At 59.0% G+C, this 17641-nt stretch carries 19 protein-coding genes; 13 read left to right on the plus strand and 6 right to left on the minus strand.

The features are described 5' to 3' along the window. The first annotated feature begins 199 nt into the window (after positions 1-199). From uvrD to C2E19_RS00710, 4 genes are all read left to right on the plus strand, one after another. The gene (gene uvrD / locus C2E19_RS00695) at positions 200-2383 is read left to right on the plus strand and encodes a DNA helicase II (RefSeq protein WP_129386771.1); all 2184 of its coding nucleotides are present in this window, start codon (positions 200-202) and stop codon (positions 2381-2383) included. A gap of 113 nt (positions 2384-2496) precedes the next feature. Beyond that, on the plus strand, positions 2497-2937 hold the full coding sequence (locus tag C2E19_RS00700) for an EamA family transporter (protein WP_025112632.1): 441 nt from the start codon (positions 2497-2499) through the stop codon (positions 2935-2937). Between the two features lie 176 nt (positions 2938-3113). After that, on the plus strand, positions 3114-3989 hold the full coding sequence (locus tag C2E19_RS00705) for a Tim44 domain-containing protein (protein ID WP_129386774.1): 876 nt from the start codon (positions 3114-3116) through the stop codon (positions 3987-3989). Between the two features lie 138 nt (positions 3990-4127). Beyond that, entirely contained in the window at positions 4128-4535 is a 408-nt protein-coding gene (locus C2E19_RS00710) for an SMI1/KNR4 family protein (RefSeq protein ID WP_129386777.1), read from the plus strand. A gap of 21 nt (positions 4536-4556) precedes the next feature. On the opposite strand, the gene C2E19_RS00715 is transcribed toward C2E19_RS00710, so the two are convergent. Next, positions 4557-6320, minus strand: coding sequence for a cation:proton antiporter (locus tag C2E19_RS00715; RefSeq protein ID WP_129386780.1), 1764 nt, complete (start codon positions 6318-6320; stop codon positions 4557-4559). A gap of 279 nt (positions 6321-6599) precedes the next feature. Between C2E19_RS00715 and C2E19_RS00720 the strand changes: the two genes are divergently transcribed. Next, a complete protein-coding gene (locus C2E19_RS00720; RefSeq protein WP_003229693.1) occupies positions 6600-7082 on the plus strand; it encodes an acyl-CoA thioesterase in 483 nt (160 codons plus the stop codon). A 106-nt stretch (positions 7083-7188) separates the two neighbouring features. Here C2E19_RS00720 and pdxY read toward each other — a convergent pair whose 3' ends face one another. After that, positions 7189-8061 (minus strand): pyridoxal kinase PdxY, encoded by an 873-nt coding sequence (gene pdxY, locus C2E19_RS00725; protein ID WP_129386783.1) that lies wholly within the window; start codon positions 8059-8061, stop codon positions 7189-7191. A 117-nt stretch (positions 8062-8178) separates the two neighbouring features. Between pdxY and C2E19_RS00730 the strand changes: the two genes are divergently transcribed. Next, positions 8179-8592, plus strand: coding sequence for a DUF3301 domain-containing protein (locus tag C2E19_RS00730; RefSeq protein WP_129386786.1), 414 nt, complete (start codon positions 8179-8181; stop codon positions 8590-8592). Between the two features lie 79 nt (positions 8593-8671). Here C2E19_RS00730 and C2E19_RS00735 read toward each other — a convergent pair whose 3' ends face one another. Further along, complete coding sequence (locus C2E19_RS00735; RefSeq protein WP_129386789.1) at positions 8672-9637, minus strand: GTP-binding protein; 966 nt, start codon at positions 9635-9637, stop codon at positions 8672-8674. Between the two features lie 29 nt (positions 9638-9666). Between C2E19_RS00735 and C2E19_RS00740 the strand changes: the two genes are divergently transcribed. Then, a complete protein-coding gene (locus tag C2E19_RS00740; protein ID WP_129386792.1) occupies positions 9667-10023 on the plus strand; it encodes an NADH:ubiquinone oxidoreductase in 357 nt (118 codons plus the stop codon). A gap of 14 nt (positions 10024-10037) precedes the next feature. On the opposite strand, the gene C2E19_RS00745 is transcribed toward C2E19_RS00740, so the two are convergent. Together C2E19_RS00745 and zigA are read right to left on the minus strand one after the other, a co-directional pair. Next, positions 10038-10682: a DUF1826 domain-containing protein gene (locus C2E19_RS00745; RefSeq protein ID WP_129386795.1), complete on the minus strand. Its 645-nt coding sequence runs from the start codon at positions 10680-10682 to the stop codon at positions 10038-10040. After that, positions 10682-11887, minus strand: coding sequence for a zinc metallochaperone GTPase ZigA (gene zigA, locus C2E19_RS00750; protein WP_129386798.1), 1206 nt, complete (start codon positions 11885-11887; stop codon positions 10682-10684). Before zigA ends, C2E19_RS00745 begins: the two co-directional genes overlap by 1 nt. Before the next feature lie 221 nt (positions 11888-12108). Here zigA and C2E19_RS00755 point away from each other — a divergent pair, with 221 nt between their 5' ends. Beyond that, a complete protein-coding gene (locus C2E19_RS00755; protein ID WP_129386800.1) occupies positions 12109-12486 on the plus strand; it encodes a glutamine synthetase in 378 nt (125 codons plus the stop codon). Here the strand turns inward: C2E19_RS00755 and C2E19_RS00760 are convergent. Then, positions 12483-13685 carry an N-acetylmuramoyl-L-alanine amidase gene (locus C2E19_RS00760; RefSeq protein ID WP_129386803.1) on the minus strand — a complete coding sequence of 401 codons (1203 nt, stop codon included), beginning with the start codon at positions 13683-13685 and terminating at the stop codon, positions 12483-12485. The genes C2E19_RS00755 and C2E19_RS00760 overlap by 4 nt on opposite strands. Before the next feature lie 84 nt (positions 13686-13769). Between C2E19_RS00760 and folE2 the strand changes: the two genes are divergently transcribed. From folE2 to C2E19_RS00785, 5 genes are read left to right on the plus strand one after another with little or no spacing between them, the layout of a single operon-like run. Further along, the gene (folE2, locus tag C2E19_RS00765; protein WP_129386806.1) at positions 13770-14666 is read left to right on the plus strand and encodes a GTP cyclohydrolase FolE2; all 897 of its coding nucleotides are present in this window, start codon (positions 13770-13772) and stop codon (positions 14664-14666) included. Beyond that, a complete protein-coding gene (locus C2E19_RS00770) occupies positions 14663-15331 on the plus strand; it encodes a metal ABC transporter ATP-binding protein (protein WP_129386809.1) in 669 nt (222 codons plus the stop codon). Before folE2 ends, C2E19_RS00770 begins: the two co-directional genes overlap by 4 nt. Then, positions 15331-16197: a metal ABC transporter permease gene (locus C2E19_RS00775; RefSeq protein ID WP_129386812.1), complete on the plus strand. Its 867-nt coding sequence runs from the start codon at positions 15331-15333 to the stop codon at positions 16195-16197. The genes C2E19_RS00770 and C2E19_RS00775 overlap by 1 nt, the downstream gene beginning before the upstream one ends. Positions 16198-16208: 11 nt before the next feature. Next, positions 16209-17084 (plus strand): metal ABC transporter substrate-binding protein, encoded by an 876-nt coding sequence (locus C2E19_RS00780; RefSeq protein WP_129386815.1) that lies wholly within the window; start codon positions 16209-16211, stop codon positions 17082-17084. Beyond that, on the plus strand, positions 17081-17641 hold the full coding sequence (locus tag C2E19_RS00785) for a carbonate dehydratase (protein ID WP_129386818.1): 561 nt from the start codon (positions 17081-17083) through the stop codon (positions 17639-17641). The genes C2E19_RS00780 and C2E19_RS00785 overlap by 4 nt, the downstream gene beginning before the upstream one ends.

A 17641-nucleotide genomic window follows, 5' to 3' on the forward strand; every position in this document is an offset into this window, starting at 1 on the left:
ACAAGCCGATCCCGTTGCCAAACTGCTCCAGATCATAATTTCGCGGAAACTTTTCCCCCTCAAGACCCTGACCAAACCCGCAGAGTCAGGCGGGCTCAAGCCTGTAGCCGGTGACCGACCGGTCGTCATCGGCGGGAGTTTCATCGGCTAATGCAAAGCTCGGTTTGCCCGGGCCTGCGGCGCACCCTAGAATGCCCCGATGCGCGATGATCTCTCCCTTCTGCTGAACTCCCTCAACGATGCCCAACGCCAGGCCGTAGCAGCCCCCGTTGGCCGTCAGTTGGTCCTGGCCGGTGCTGGCTCCGGTAAAACCCGAGTGCTGGTGCACCGTATCGCCTGGTTGATCCAGGTCGAAAACGCCTCGCCCCACTCCATTCTGTCGGTGACCTTCACCAACAAGGCCGCTGCCGAGATGCGTCATCGCATCGAGCAGTTGCTGGGGATCAACCCGGCCGGCATGTGGGTCGGCACCTTCCACGGCCTCGCACACCGCTTGTTGCGAGCGCACTGGCAGGAAGCGGGCTTGAGCCAGACATTCCAGATTCTCGACAGCGACGACCAGCAACGCTTGGTCAAGCGAGTGATCCGCGAGCTCGGTCTCGACGAGCAACGCTGGCCGGCGCGCCAGGCGCAATGGTTCATCAACGGGCAGAAAGACGAAGGTCTGCGTCCGCAACACATTCAGGCCAGCGGCGATCTGTACCTGGCGACCATGCGCGGCATCTACGAGGCCTACGAGGCTGCGTGCCTGCGTGCCGGCGTTATCGATTTCTCCGAATTGCTGCTGCGCGCCCTCGACCTGTGGCGCGATCACCCGGGCTTGCTGGCGCATTATCAAAAGCGCTTCCGCCATATTCTGGTGGACGAGTTCCAGGACACGAACGCCGTGCAGTACGCCTGGTTGCGTCTGCTCGGCAAGGGCGGCGACAGCCTGATGGTGGTCGGCGACGACGACCAGTCGATTTACGGCTGGCGCGGCGCGAAGATCGAGAACATTCATCAGTACTCCTCCGACTTCGCCGATTCGGTGACCATTCGTCTGGAGCAGAATTACCGCTCAACGGCCGGCATCCTCAAGGCCGCCAACGCCCTGATCGCCAACAACACCGGACGCCTCGGCAAAGAGCTGTGGACCGACGGCGGTGATGGCGAAGCAATCAATCTGTACGCCGCGTTCAACGAACACGACGAAGCACGCTACGTTGTCGAAACCATCGAAAGCGCGCTGAAAACCGGCTTGGCTCGCAGCGATATCGCGATTCTGTACCGCTCCAACGCCCAATCGCGCGTTCTCGAAGAAGCCTTGCTGCGTGAACGCATTCCGTACCGCATCTATGGTGGTCAGCGCTTCTTCGAACGCGCGGAAATCAAGAACGCCATGGCGTACCTGCGTTTGCTCGAAGGTCGCGGCAACGATGCGGCGCTGGAGCGAGTGATCAACGTCCCGGCCCGTGGCATCGGCGAGAAAACCGTCGAGGCGATTCGCGAGCACGCCCGCCACAGCGATGTGTCGATGTGGGAAGCGATGCGCCTGCTGGTCGCCAATAAAGGCCTGACCGGTCGTGCAGCGGGTGCGTTGGGCGCGTTTATCGAGCTGATCGAGAACCTCGCGGCCAAGTGCATGGAGATGCCGCTGCACCTGATGACGCAGACCGTCATCGAGCAATCCGGCCTCATTGCTTATCACGAAGCGGAAAAAGGCGAGAAAGGCCAGGCTCGGGTAGAAAACCTTGAGGAACTGGTCAGCGCTGCGCGCAACTTCGAGAACAACGAAGAAGACGAAGAACTGACGCCACTGGCGGCATTCCTCGGCCACGCTTCACTGGAGGCCGGCGACACCCAGGCCGACGAGCACGAAGACAGCATTCAGTTGATGACCCTGCACAGTGCCAAAGGCCTGGAATTCCCCTACGTGTTCCTCGTGGGCATGGAAGAAGGCCTGTTCCCGCACAAGATGAGCCTGGAAGAACCGGGCCGTCTTGAGGAAGAGCGGCGTCTGGCCTACGTCGGCATCACCCGGGCGATGCAGAATCTGGTGATGACCTACGCTGAAACCCGACGCCTGTACGGCAGCGAGACTTACAACAAAGTCTCTCGTTTCGTACGCGAGGTGCCGAAGGGTCTGATTCAGGAAGTGCGTTTGTCGAACAGCGTCAGCCGACCGTTCGGCGGCAATCAGTCGATGAGCGGCAGCAACCTGTTCGCCGGCAGTGAAATTCCGGACACCGGTTTGAGCCTGGGCCAGGCGGTACGCCATTCGATCTTCGGCGACGGCGTGATCCTCAACTTCGAGGGTGCGGGTGCGCAGGCGCGGGTGCAGGTCAACTTCAGCGAAGGCAGCAAGTGGCTGATGCTCGGTTACGCCAAGCTGGAAGCTATCTAAAAGCGAAAAAAGATCGCAGCCTGCGGCAGCTCCTACAGGGGATTGTGTATCTGTAGGAGCTGCCGCAGGCTGCGATCTCTAGATCTAAACCCACCCGGAACAGGGCAGTGCAAATGGGCTCAGGCTTCTTCTCTTCCTGGACATTCTGGGCCTTGCTCTCGGCCACTTTCGCCGCATTGACGGCGATCTTCGCCAAAGTCGGCATCGAAAACGTCAATTCCGACTTCGCCACGCTGTTGCGCACCATCGTGGTACTGGTCAGCCTGGCCTTGATTTTGTACGCCACGGGCCAATATCAGTCATTGGGATCGATCTCCGCCAAGAGCTACCTGTTCCTGTTGTTGTCCGGACTGGGCACGGGCGCGTCGTGGCTGTGCTATTTCCGCGCGCTGAAAATCGGCCCGGCCTCGCTGGTCGCACCGGTAGACAAGCTCAGCGTGGTGCTGGTGGCGGTGCTTGGCGTGATCCTGCTGGGTGAGAAACTCGACCTGCGCCAATGGGGCGGCATCGGCCTGATCACGGCCGGTGTGGTGATGCTGGCGTTTCGTCGCTAAGGCGAATTCGCACTGAACCTGTCCCACTTTCCTACAGCCAAAAGTACACAGCCTTATTGCCTCGACGAAGCTGAACGCAACCTGTCAGGCAAAAGCCCGAAACACTCTCTCGCTAGCCAGTAACACTTCAGCTGTGCAACATGGCGCGCGTGTCTCCACAAACGGGAATTTCCTTTATGAAACGTTTTCTTAGCATCGCCATGGCGTTGTGCATCGGCCTGACGATGAGCCTCGACGCCAACGCCAAGCGCTTTGGTGGTGGCAAAAGCGCCGGCGCTGCGCCGACGCACCAGACCAGCCAGATGGCTCCTTCTTCTCCAGGCATGGGCGGCGCTGCTGCGACCGCTGGTGCTGCCGGTGCCGCAGGCGCTGCGGCCAAAGCCGGCGGTGCTTCGAAATGGCTCGGCCCTCTGGCCGGCATCGCCGCCGGTGGCCTGCTCGCTTCGATGTTCATGGGCGGCGGCTTCCAGGGCATGCAGATCTTCGACATCCTGATCATGGCCGTGATCGCCTTCGTGATCTTCCGCTTCATCGCCGCTCGTCGACGCAAGCAGCAGGAGCAGTTCGCTCCGGCCGGCGCGCCGATGCAGCGTGAAGTGTTCGAGCAGAAGCCTGCGGCCATGGGTTCGATTTTCGGCGGTTCGGCTGCACCTGTTGCCGCCCGTCCGGTGATCAACGCACCGGCCTGGTTCAACGAGCAGAGCTTCCTTGAAGCCGCACGCAGCCACTTCCAGTCGCTGCAGCAGCACTGGGACGCCAACGAAATGGACAAGATCGCCGAGTTCGTGACCCCGCAAATGCTCGAGTTCCTCAAGCGTGAGCGTGCAGACTTAGGCGACGCGTTCCAGTCGACCTACATCGACAACCTCCAGGTACAACTGGATGGTGTCGATGATCGTGCCGACAAGACCATCGCCACCCTGACCTTCAACGGTGTATCGAAGTCCTCGCGCTTCGACCAGGGCGAAGTGTTCAGCGAAAGCTGGAACATGGAACGTCCGCAGGGCGACAACCAGCCTTGGCTGGTCGCCGGTATCCGCCAGAACGGCTGATCCCCTCGCGCGCTTAACTTGCTGTAATAAAAACCCCAGCCTCGGCTGGGGTTTTCTATTTCGCGGTTGCATCTATAGCGAGCTACTGTATAAACCGGCCCATATAAACCGCGCCATTCAAGCAAGAGGATCCCGGACGTGGAAGAAATCATCGAACAACTGCGTGAAGCCAACGAACCCGTGCCGGTTCCTTTGGAATTACCTGACGAAGATCTGCTGGTCGAAATCGAAGAACAACTGTTCATCGACATTCCGTTTGTCTTCAAAGAATTTTTGCTCACCGTCAGCGATGTGGTTTACGGCAGCCTCGAGCCGGTGACCGTCACCGACCCGCAATCCCACACCTACTTGCCGGATGTTGCCGCCAACGCGTGGGATGTCGGCGTTGACCGCGGTCTGATCCCGATCTGTCAGGACGGCGATGACTACTACTGCGTCGAAGAAGACGGCACGGTGGTGCTATGGCAGGCCGAAGAAGAGTTGATTGCCGAAGAAACCTGGGAATCGGTGTGGCACTGGGCGCGGGACGTCTGGCTGGAAAGCTGATCGGCCAGCCGCCCCGGCCGGTCAATGCCCCGACGACTCCTTGTGGTTGTCGAGGGTTTCCAGCAGCGCCACCTGCATCCGCGTGTGCACGCGGATGAACCAGCGCCAGAGCAGCGCCGCCACGGCGGCCGCCACCACGGCGATCAGCACCAGCAACTTGTTGGTCGGCAGAATACTGGCCGACAAGGCTGCCAACAGCAGGAAAATCACCAGCAGCGAGAGAATCGGGATCACTTCGGAGATCACCCGACGCACTCGCTGCGTGTGCCGCCCGGCCATCTCGGGCTTCACGCCCATCTCCGCCAAAAGCATCGACAGCGCCTTGAGCTTTCGATAAGCGGCAATCAGGAACGGCAACGACAGCAGCAACGCCCCGCCCCAGATCAACGCCTTCTGCCAACTCGGATCGCTGATCCAGTCATGCAGCCACAGCGAGATGCGTTCGGCGAAATAGGCCCCGGCGAAGAAGATCGCGATCACCAGCGCCAGGTTGACCCCGACCTGCAACAAGATCTTGCGGATGATCGACGCGAGCATCGCACCCTCGCCTTGCGGCTGAATGCTGCGCAGCCATTCGCCATACATGCCGAGCACGCGACCGAGAGGCTTGGGCACGGCCGCTGACAACCTGATCGACAGCGGATCCGCCGCGCGAATCAGGTACGGCGTCAGCAGCGTGGTAATCACCGACACGGCCACGGCGACCGGATAAAGGAAATTGCTGGTGACCTGCAGGGTCATGCCCAACGCGGCGATGATGAAGGAAAATTCGCCAATCTGTGACAGCCCCATCCCAACGCGCAGTGAGGTGCGCCCGTCATTGCCGGCGATAAAGGCCCCGAGGCCGCAGGACAACATCTTGCCGAGCACCACGGCGACGGTGATCACCGCGATCGGCCACGCGTATTCAAGGAGAATCATCGGGTCGAGCATCAGGCCGATGGCAACGAAGAAGATCGCACTGAAAAGATCACGAACCGGCTCGATCAAACGCTCGATTTTCAGCAACTGCCGCGACTCGGCCATGATCGCGCCGATCAGGAAGGCACCGAGAACCATGCTGTATTCGAGTTTGACCACCAGCAGGCAGAAGCCGAAACACAGGCCGAGCACAGTGATCAGCAGCATTTCGTTGCTTTCGAATTTGGCCACGTAAGCCAACAAGCGCGGCACCAGTAGGATGCCGATGACCAGAGCGACAATCATGAACAGCGACAGCTTGCCGACCGTGGAAAACACCTCGCCGGAGCTGACCGTTCCGCTGACGGCGATGCTCGAGAGTAGCGCGATGATGCCGATGCCGAGGATGTCTTCGACGATCAGCACGCCGAAGATCAACTGCGCAAAGCGCTCGTTTTTCATCTTCAGGTCATTGAGTGCCTTGACGATGATGGTGGTCGAGGAGATCGCCAGAATCGCGCCGAGGAACAGCGAGTCCATGGTGTTCCAGTCGAACCAGCGGCCAATTTCGTAGCCGATCCAGATCATCAGGACGATCTCGAGGAACGCCGCGATAAACGCCGTCGCGCCGACCTTGAACAGCTTGCGCAAGCTGAACTCAAGGCCCAGGCAGAACATCAGGAAAATCACCCCCAGCTCGGCGAGGGTCTTGATGGTTTCTTCGTCGTGGATCAGGCCGAACGGCGGTGTGTGCGGGCCGATGATGAAGCCGGCGACGATATAGCCGAGCACTACTGGCTGCTTGAAACGGTGGAACAACACGGTCACCACGCCTGCGACCAACATGATCACTGCCAGGTCCTGAATAAAACTGATGGCATGCATGGCGTGGGCTCCTTGAATGACGAGGCTCGCAGTCAGACGTCAGAAAAGTCTGAGCGAGCGAAGTAAAAATCCGCTTTTCGTGTGGGAATTGCCCTTGGGAGGGGCTTTTGCAGGTTAACACCGCGACTTGTGGCTGGAAGGCGGTGCAATATATGGAAACAGATCGTTCGAGGCGTGACGGCGGCCTGTCGCCCGGCGTCCCGATAACGGTACTTTTGAAAAGTGACCAGGCACCCGCAGAGGTGCTTCCAGAAATCAGCCTTGATCCGTGAGAACGTTATGGAACCCGGAAACGCCCAGCTGTCGATGACGGTACTGATGACCCCCGACATGGCCAACTTCTCTGGCAATGTCCACGGCGGCACCCTGCTCAAATACCTCGACGAAGTGGCCTACGCCTGCGCGAGCCGCTATGCCGGCCGTTACGTGGTAACCCTGTCGGTGGATCAGGTGATTTTCCGCGAGCCGATCCATGTCGGCGAACTGGTGACTTTCCTCGCGTCGGTCAACTACACCGGCAATACCTCAATGGAAGTCGGCATCAAGGTCGTCACCGAAAATATCCGCGAACGCTCGGTGCGCCACACCAACAGCTGCTTCTTCACCATGGTCGCGGTAGATGACCAGCGCAAGCCGGCCGCCGTGCCGCCGCTGCAACCGCAGAACAGTGAGGACAAGCGTCGTTATATGCAGGCGCAGCAACGTCGGCAGATTCGCCAAGAGCTGGAGAAGCGGTATCAGGAGATCAAGGGCGACGCCTGAGATCAAAAGCAAAAGATCGCAGCCTTCGGCAGCTCCTACAGGGTTTTGCATTCCCCTGTAGGAGCTGCCGAAGGCTGCGATCTTTCTTTTTTGAACGATAACGCGATTACAAACTGATCGCCGTCGCTTCGAACTTCACCCGCGGATGCGCAATCCGGTCCTGCGCGCGCACCAGCTGCAACTCATAACTGGCGCACGCCTGAGTCTCCAGCAGCACTTCATGCACCGCCGCCGCAGTGAATTCGAACGCCGCCACCAGGCTATCGCCCAGCAACACCCGCGCCAGGAACAGGCCGGACGTCAGATCGCCCACGCCCACCGGCTGACGAGGAAATGCCAGTAGCGGACGGCGCAGATGCCAGCTGCCTTCAGCCGTCACCAACAACATCTCGAAGCCATCCGCCGGTTTGCCCGGGTAATCCAGATGTTTGACCAACACCGCTTTCGGCCCACGCGCCAGCAACGCCCGCGCCATGGCCAGGCAATCGAACAACGACTGCGGCTTGCGCCCGGAAAAGCTGTCCAGCTCCAACTGGTTCGGACACATGATGTCCGCCACGGCCGCCGCCTCTTCCAGGAGGAAATCGCTGACCTCGGTCGGCACGCTGCAACCCTTCTCCGGATGGCCCATCACCGGATCACACAGATACAAGGCTTTCGGATTGACCGACTTGATGCGCGCGACGCCACTGAGAATCGCTCGGCCCTGCGCCGCGCTGCCGAGGTAACCGGACAGCACCGCATCGCAGTTGCCCAGCTCGCCAATCGCCGCGATGCCTTCGACCAGTTCGGGAATCTGCTGGGGCGCCAACACTTCGCCGGCCCACTGGCCGTACTGCGTGTGATTGGAAAACTGCACCGTGTTCAGCGGCCAGACGTTGACCCCGACCCGCTGCATCGGAAAAACCGCAGCGCTGTTGCCGGCGTGGCCGAACACGACGTGGGACTGAATGGCGAGCAGATGAGGCGTACGTTTCATTCGGGACATTCCGTAAAACGATTGAAATTCAAGCCGCGCAGTATGCGACGAAACGCAGCCTGTACGACAGACCGGCGACGCAGTTAAGCTGGCACTATCTTTTGGAGTTTGATGTTGATGCTGACCCTCGAAAACATCTTCGTGCTGATGCTGTTCGCCGCTGCCGGGGCGTGGCTATGGCACAACCACGGCTTGCGCGAACGAGCGCTGGAGCGGGTCAAACAGCATTGCCTGAACGTGCGTGTCGAGCTGCTCGATGGCAACGTTGCACTGAAGAAGATCGGTTTCATCAAGGACGCCAACGGTCGCCGACGACTGGCGCGAGTGTACAACTTCGAATTCACCGTGACCGGCGAAACCCGGCATAACGGCACCATCACCCAGTTCGGCGCACACAGTGCGCAGATCGAGCTGGCGCCCTACCCGGCGCCGTTCGACGATACGCCACCGGTGGTTGAGGTGCACAGGCCGCGGGCGGAAGTCATCGAGTTGAGTCAGTGGCGGCAGGAACATACGAAGTGGAAGCCCTGAAAAATCAAAAGATCGCAGCCTGCGGCAGCTCCTACAGGGAATCCCGTGTAGGAGCTGCCGCAGGCTGCGATCTTTGGATCTAATCCTCCCGACACCCCGACAACCCCCGCTGCAACTCATCGATGTTTTGCGCATCGACAAAGATCAGCTCGATCCGAGAATCCTTTCGCCATTCACTGGCCCGCCAAACCAACTCCGCACTATCCAGCGCATTCGCCGAAACCCAGCCATCCACGCTGTGGATAACCAGCTTCGCCCGCGTCCAATCGAGGCTGCTCAGCCAGTCAGCAATGCGCTGCTTGTCGAACCTTTGCCCCGGATGCCAACGCCAACCAATGCTCCAGCCACCCTCCTGCGCCTGACTCAAGCAAATCGGCAACGTCGGATCACTCCAGACGGCTGGCATTTGTCCCAACCCTTTGGGCACAGCCAGGTTATCCACACCGTTGAGCGCTTTTGCAGCCAGACCCGGGAGTTCGCTCAAGGGTAGTTGCGCCTGCTGCGTCCAGATCAGTCGGACTGGAGGCATCTGACTGGTGATGTTTTGTCGAGCCTCTTCGTCAAGGTGTTCCGCCTTGTTCAGCAGCAGCAAACCTGCATTGACCAACGCTTCCTGCTGCGCTGCCGGCAACGCTTTCCCCGCTGCAAGAGCCTGAGCATCCAGCACCAGCACACACGGCTGCACTGCTAACACACCCAACCACGGCGCCTCATTCAACTGTTTCAGCAACTGCCCCGGATGCCCCAGCCCGGACGGCTCGATGAACAGCCGATCAGGCCTGGCCTTGCGCAACAAACGCCCAAGGCCAATCTGAAACGGCGCGCCATTGACGCAGCACAAACAGCCGCCGGCCACTTCGCCCAGTGCGATACCATCGGCATCGCTGGTCAGCAGCGCGGCGTCGAGGCCGATCTGGCCGAACTCGTTGATCAGCACCGCCCAGCGCTCGCCGTCCGGTCGCTGCGCCATGAGCTGGCGAATCAGGCTGGTCTTGCCGGCGCCCAAAGGGCCAGCAATGACATGGGTAGGAATGTTCTGCAACATGGCCAGGAGCTTTCTTGGGAGATTCAAAGATGCGTTGGTTGGGATGGTCGTTGCTGTTGGCTTCGCTGTCGAGTGAAGTGTGGGCTCAGGCCTGCGTGGTGCACAGTCAGGGTGAACGGCTCGACGTAAAAGTCTGTCAGCAGAACCGCAATATCCCGCAGAAACTGTTCAGCGACGGTTTCTGCCAGCCAACCCTGGCCGGACAAAAAGTTGAGGTGCAGTACGTCGATCAGTGCCCGAGCGGTGCATTTGGCGTGTGCAGCAACGCGCAAGTCGCCAATATGCCTTATCGCCAGGACATCCACTATTACGGCGTCGCCACCGATGCGGCGTATTTGAAGCCGTATTGCGAAGGCCAGAGCCAAGGTTCGTGGCTCAAGCCTTGAGACGTCTATAGGCGTTAGCCGAGCCAGTCCAGGGTGAGTATCAGTCGACGTTCGCCTGCCGCCGGTTGCGGCGAGCGATGGATCAGACCGAAGCCTTCATTGCCGTGCCATTTCTCGCCTTTCAATAGAGCGACGTCGCCACTGTCGAGTTGCTCGATTTGCGCATACGGCTCGGCGTTGGCCTGCCCCAATTGCTGGCGGTCCATCGCACCTTCCTTGAGCCATTGGCTGCCGACGCCGGCGTACGTGGTGATCAGCCGCACCGGCACATGATCGACGTGAAAACGCGGGCACATGGCCTTATCGAGCACTCGCAGACGCAGGCCGATTCGCTTGGCTCCCAGTAAGCAGGCGAAGGCGCTGACCAGCCATTTCAAGTCGGCGATAAAACCTTCATAACCCGCGAGATCTCTGAACCCGCAAGCCAACCCGGTCAGGTCAGGCTCGGCGTCTTCCTCCGGCAACTCCAGGCACAACGATTCTGCCAAAGGCTCGTTGAGCGACAGCAGCAACTTGGCAAAATCGCTGATGTGCAATGGCAGTTGACGCTGCCAGACAGCCAGGTTGGTGTCGTCATGCAGAATTCGTGTCAGCGCCTTCGGCGTAGGGCCTTGATGCTGATGACGGGTGCGGTTTTGCTGCAGTTTGAGGGCGAGCATCAGGCAGCCTCTTCATGCCAAGGGCCGAACGGATCCGGCAGCGATCGCCAGCCCTCGACACCCTGGGTCATTTCGTCATCGGTGAGCAGGCAGGCATCCAGTTCATTGGAGAGTTGTAGGAAATCGATGTTCTGCCCGATGAATACCAACTCCTGACGACAATCTCCTACGCTCGGCGTCCAGTTTTCCATGATGGCCGCGGTGCTTTCCTGATCCTCTGGCCACTGGTTTTTCGGCACGAAACGCCACCAGCGACCGGCGAAACCGTGACGCATCAAACCGCCGGCCTGCGACCAGCTACCAGCGTCTGTAGGTTTGCTCGCCAACCAGAAAAAACCTTTGGAGCGGAGCAATTTGCCGTTCAGCCACGGACGGTCGATGAAGCTGAAGAAGCGTTGCGGGTGAAACGGTCGGCGAGCGCGATAGGCGGTGGATGCGATGCCGTATTCGTCGGTTTCCGGCACATGTTCACCGCGTAACTCTTGCAGCCAGCCCGGTGCCTGGGCGGCTTTATCGAAGTCGAATCGCCCGGTGTTGAGGATCTTCTCCAATGGCACCTCGCCCATCACCATCGGGATGATTTCGGCGTGGGCATTAAGGCGTTTGAGAATGGCGATCAACTCCTCACGCTCGGGCTGGCTGATCAGGTCGATCTTGCTGATCAACAGTACGTCAGCGAACTCGATTTGTTCGATCAACAGATCGGTGATCGAACGTTCGTCTTCCTCGCCGAGGATTTCGCCACGGGACGCGAGGCTTTCGGCCGCCTGGAAGTCCGGCAGGAAATTCACCCCGTCGACCACAGTGACCATGGTGTCGAGCCGGGCGATGTCAGAGAGGCTCTGCCCGTGTTCATCGCGGAAGGTGAAGGTTTCTGCGACCGGTAGCGGCTCGGAGATTCCGGTGGATTCGATCAGCAAATAATCGAAGCGGCCTTCTCGGGCGAGTTTGCTGACTTCCTCAAGCAAGTCTTCGCGTAACGTACAGCAGATACAGCCGTTGCTCATCTCGACAATTTTTTCTTCTGCGCGATTAAGGCTGACATCACGCTGGACTTCGCTGCCATCGATGTTGATCTCGCTCATATCATTGACGATGACCGCTACGCGCAGACCCTTGCGATTACGTAGTACGTAATTTAAAAGCGTACTTTTTCCAGCACCAAGAAATCCTGAAAGTACGGTGACGGGCAATTCGGCTGACATTGGATAATCCTCATGGAACGCAGCCGATTGACGCTTTTGTCAGCGCATGGCGTTTTGGTGCTTCATGCGAGGGGTTCGCTGAAGATAAACGCTTGAAATCGGCCCGCTTAGGCTCAGTTTCCATTTATGTTATAGTATAACAATATAAATAGGCCAGCCCCACTCTTGTCCTGAGCGACAAATAGCAGGAAGCTGACTTTCTGCAATACTTGGAAAACCCCATGAGAAACGCGTTGAAATGCACGTTGTTGAGCCTTGGTTTTTTGGTCATCGGGCATGCCTCAGCGCAGTTACCAGCGCTCGCGAGCTGCACTCGTAGTGCAAATCTGCTGGCGTGCGTCGATGCCGATGGCAACGCTTACAGCGTCAACACCGTCGGCAATACCCTGTATCTGCGCGGCTTTGAAAAAAACGGCAAGCGTTACTGGGCGCAAACCAACACCCGGTTTGGCCAACTGACGTTCTTCACCGGCATTGCTTCAGATGGAGAGGCCTGGGTGGGATACACCCGGCGTGTCGGCTGGACGACCATCAATCGCTTCTCCAGCTCCGGTGGAAGCAGTGCAAAGTTCACTTGCAGCCGGATTACTGGCTGCTAGACCCGCGCTTTGCGCTGTTCTTGCTGCCAGGCAAGGTAGCTGTCGATCGGCGGATTCTTTTCAAAGTAGCGCTGTAAACCTTCGAATAAACCGTTCGCTACCGCTTGCTGATGCCGCGCCGTCACCAGCCGCTGACTGTCGCGCGCATTGGAAATGAAGCCGGTTTCTACCAGGATCGAGGGCACATCTGGCGATTTCAGCACTGCAAAACCCGCCTGTTCCACGCGCTTCTGATGCAGCGTGGTGATGCCAGCAAGGCTGCCCAGCACCGTGCTGCCGAGCTGCAAACTGGCGGCAATCGTCGCATTCATCGACATGTCGAGAATCACCCCAGCGAGCATCGGATCCTTATCCTTCAGATTAAGCAGACTGGTGGCGCCGAGCAGATCCGCACCGTTCTCTCGCTGCGCCATGAAACGAGCCGTCGCCGAGGTTGCACCACCTTCAGACAGGCAATACACCGACGCGCCAGAAGCCGTCAGCCGGGGCGCCGCATCGGCATGCACCGAGATAAACATGTCGGCTTTGTGCTGACGGGCGATTTCTACGCGCTTGCGTAATGGAACGAAAAAGTCGTCGTTACGCACCAGCTTCACATCAAAGCCGTTCTCTTTTTTCAGGCGTTTGGCGAGTAATTGAGCGATGGACAGCACCACATCTTTTTCACGCTCACCCTTGGCGCCGACTGCTCCAGGATCCTTTCCGCCATGCCCTGGATCCACTACTACGATGATGTCGCGTTTCGGATGCGTGCTAATTTTGGGTGTTTCACGTGGAACCATTGGCACCATTGACGCCGTTTTCGCACTGACCAAATCCATCACCAGACGATGACTCTGGCCATCTTGAGGCGCTAAAAGAAAGCTGTTCAGCAGTACCGGGCCGTTCAGATCGAGAACGATACGCGTATCACCCTGGCCAAAAAGTCCGGATCGGATGGAGCGAATCACAGTTCCATTCAACGCCAATTGGCTGAAGTCACCGCTCAAATCTGCACCCGCCACATCAATAATCAGCCGATCTGGAGCACTGAGAGCGAAGGTTTTGTAGCGCACCGGCCCACTTAAATCGAAGACCAATCGCAGTTTCTCATCAGACCGCCAAAGTCGCGCGTTGCGAATCTGCGTGGCCGAAGCACTGAAAGGAAGGGCGAAGGCCGCGCTGGCCAGAATCAGATTAAGCAGATGGCGTCTGTGCATATGAAAGCCTGTTCATGAAAAAGGCGTCGTGATTTGTATTGTTATAATGTAACATCTAATTCAATCAACACGATGGTTCCGAACATGAATTCGCTGACACTTCCGGATGTCGCCGCGCAGTCGGCTCGCCAAGCCTTGCCGCTCGAATGGGTGGGCATGCGCGGCATCGCTTTACCAATCTTGTTGGAAGCTCAACGCTTGAGTGCGAAGGCGGATGCCGGGGTGAGTCTTGATGACGGCGAGGCTCGTGGGATTCATATGTCGCGGCTTTATCTGGCTCTGGAAGCGCTCGAACAAGAGAGCCTTTCTCCTGCCCTGATGCACCAGGTTCTAACGCGTTTTCTGCAAAGCCACGAAGGGTTGTCCAACCGGGCCTATCTGAATATCCACACTGATTTGCTGTTGAAACGTCCCGCGCTGATCAGTCCATTGGCCGGTTGGAAGTCCTATCCGACAACGATTTCAGCAAGCCTGAAAAACAAGATGTTCCACGTGGAACTCAAAATTGAAGTGCCCTATTCCTCAACATGCCCCTGCTCCGCAGCGTTAGCACGGCAGTTGATCCAGCAACAATTCATCGACGACTTTGCCAACAAAGCCCTCCAGCACGCAGACGTTTTGGCATGGCTCGGCTCCAGCCAAGGCATCGTCGCCACACCGCACAGCCAACGCAGCACGGCACAACTGCATCTTCACCTCGACAAGTTCGTTGATGAATTGCCCCTTAGCGTGATCATCAATGACGCTGAAACCGCCCTCGGTACCGCCGTGCAAACCGCAGTAAAACGCGCAGACGAACAAGCCTTCGCCCTCGCCAACGGCCAAAACCTGATGTTCTGTGAAGACGCCGCGCGCCGACTGAATCTCGCTCTTCGCCGAACACCTGGCGTTAACCAGTTCCACCTCCGAGTGATCCACGCTGAAAGTCTGCATGCCCATGACGCCGTCGCCGAAAGCCACTGGCAGCGTGAGCAAGCATGATCCGCTGCCAATCCCTGAGTTGGGGCGCCCCCGGCCAACCGCTGACCGCGCCGCTGAATCTAGAACTTGATAACGGCAGCCTGACAGCGATCATCGGTGCCAACGGCTGTGGCAAGAGCAGCCTGCTAAAAGTCATTGCCGGATTGCAGAAACCTTTGGCGGGTAACGTCGCCCTAAGTGTTCCACGTCAAAGCGGACTGTCCTTCCTCCCCCAACAACAGCACCTCGACCGTCAGTTCCCCATCAGCCTGGAAGAACTGATCGCGGCCGGATTTTGGGGCCGCCGCCTTTCAACCCAGCTGCGCGCAAAACGCCTCAAAGATGCACTGGAAAACTGGCACCTGAGCGGACTGGAAAAGCGTCCACTCATGGCCCTCTCTGGCGGTGAATTACAGCGCGCCCTACTCGCCCGATTGAGCCTGACCGACGCCCCCGTCCTTCTCCTCGACGAACCCCACGCCGCGCTCGATGAACTGGGTCAACAGCTCCTTTGGCAACACCTGCATGCCTGGCATGGCGAAGGCCGCACGTTGGTCGTGGTTTGCCATGACCTCGCCGCCGTACGCCAGCACATCCCGCAGACTTTGCTGATCAAAAACAGCCAGTGCGTATTCGGCACCAGTGCTGAGCTGATCCAGCAAACACCTCATACACAGGTGGCCTGATGCTCACCGTCGCCCACTTATGGCAACCGTTCAATGAGTTCGTGTTCATGCGCAGGGCCTTGCTCGGCGGACTGGTATTGGCCTGCAGCACAGCGCCACTCGGTGTGTTTTTGATCCTGCGACGGATGAGTCTGATCGGTGACGCGGTGGCTCACGGCATCCTCCCCGGCGCGGCTTTAGGCTTCTGGTTTGCTGGGCTGAGTCTGCCCGCACTGACGCTGGGAGGTTTGGGCGCAGGTCTGAGCATGGCCGGCCTCGCTGCCTGGATCACCCGTCGTACCGGCCTGCGCGAGGACGCCAGCCTCGCCGCGATTTATCCAATCTCGCTCGCCAGTGGCGTGCTGATTCTCGGCGTCGCCGGCAAACGCCTCGATTTGCTTCACCTGTTGTTCGGCTCGGCATTGGCGGTCGACGGACCGACCCTCACCGGCATGTTGTGGGTCTCTGGATTCAGCCTGATCGCCATGGCGTTGATCTACCAACCCCTGTTGCTCGACACCCTCGACCCGCTGTTCCTCAGAACCGTCAGCCGTCTCGGCCCGCTCGCCCACGGCGTATTCCTGACCCTGGTGGTGCTCAATCTGGTGATCGGCTTCCAGGCCATCGGTGCGTTGATGGTGGTCGGACTGATGATGCTCCCCGCCGCCGCGTCGCGATTCTGGAGTCGCCGTCTGCCGATCCTGATTGCCACCGCCGCCGTCATCGGCTGCCTCTCGGTGTGGTTCGGTTTGTTGCTGTCGTTCTATTACTCGCTGCCAAGCGGCCCGGCCATCGTGCTGGTCGCAGGCGTCGGTTACCTGCTGTCGGTGGTGTTCGGGCCGGTTCACGGTCTGCTACGCCGCCCGCCTTTGCTCACATCCCAATGAGGTGTCTCCCGATGCGCGCTCTACTCGTGTTGTTCAGCTTGCTACTGTCGATGTCGTTATCGGCAGCGGAGAAATTGCCGGTGGTGACCAGTTTCAGCATCCTCGCCGACATGGTCCATCAGGTCGGTGGCGAGCATATCCAGATCACCAACATGGTCGGCCCCGACGCCGATGCACACACCTACGAGCCGACGCCGGATGACGCCAAAGCGCTACTCAACGCCAAGTTGATTATCAAGAACGGCCTCGGTTTCGAGCCGTGGCTGGATCGACTGGTGACCAGCACCGAGACCAAAGCGACCGTCATCAGTGCCAGTCACGGCGTGATTCCGCGCTCGCTGGATGAATACGGCGAAACCGTTCCCGATCCGCACGCCTGGCACAATCTGGCGAACACCGAGTTGTACATCGCCAACATCACCAAGGCGTTGATCGCTGCCGACCCGGCGAACGAAGCCGACTACGAACGCAACAGCAAAACCTATTTGAAGCAGATCTACGCCCTGCTCACCGAAGCCAAAACCAAACTCGGTTCACTGCCACCGGGCAATCGCAAGATCGTTACCAGCCACGATGCCTTCGGTTATCTCGGTCAGGCCTACGGCATCGACTTTATGGCGCCACAGGGTTTGTCCACCGAGCGCGAGCCGTCGGCCGCCGAAGTTGCCGCGCTGATCACGCAGATTCGTCAGGCCAAGGTCAAAGCGGTGTTCATGGAAAACATCAAGGATGCGCGCTTGCTCAAGCAGATCGCCGACGAAAGCGGCGCGCACATCGGCGGCACGTTGTACTCCGATGCCCTCGCTGCCAGCGGCCCGGCCAGCACTTTCACCGGCCTGTTCGAATACAACCTCAACACCCTTTACGAGGCGCTGAGCCGACCATGATCCGCAAGAATCCTTCAGGTGATATACCGCAGATCGCCGAGTCCGCCTACGTCGATAAAACCGCAATCATCTGCGGCAAAGTGGTGATCGGCGAGAACGTCTTCGTTGGCCCTTACGCGGTGATCCGCGCCGACGAAGTGGACGCCTCGGGTGAGATGGAGCCGATCACCATCGGCGCTAATTCGAACATTCAGGACGGCGTGGTGATCCACTCGAAATCCGGCGCGGCGGTGACCATCGGCGAATTCAGTTCCATCGCCCACCGCTCCATCGTGCATGGCCCGTGCGTGGTTGGCGACCGGGTGTTCATCGGTTTCAACAGCGTGTTGTTTAACTGCGTGGTCGGCAACGGCTGTGTGGTGCGGCACAACTCGGTGGTCGATGGCCGGGATTTGCCCGACGCCTTCTACGTGCCCTCCACCACGCGCATCGGCCCGAATACCGACCTCTCGTTATTTCCACCAGTGAGCGTCAGCGCCTCGGAGTTTTCCGAGGATGTGGCGCGCACCAACGTCGATCTGGTGCGCGGCTACAAAGCCTTGCAGAACGAGTTCTGA

Source organism: Pseudomonas sp. DTU12.3 (assembly GCF_004124275.1).
GTDB classification, from domain to species: domain Bacteria; phylum Pseudomonadota; class Gammaproteobacteria; order Pseudomonadales; family Pseudomonadaceae; genus Aquipseudomonas; species Aquipseudomonas helmanticensis.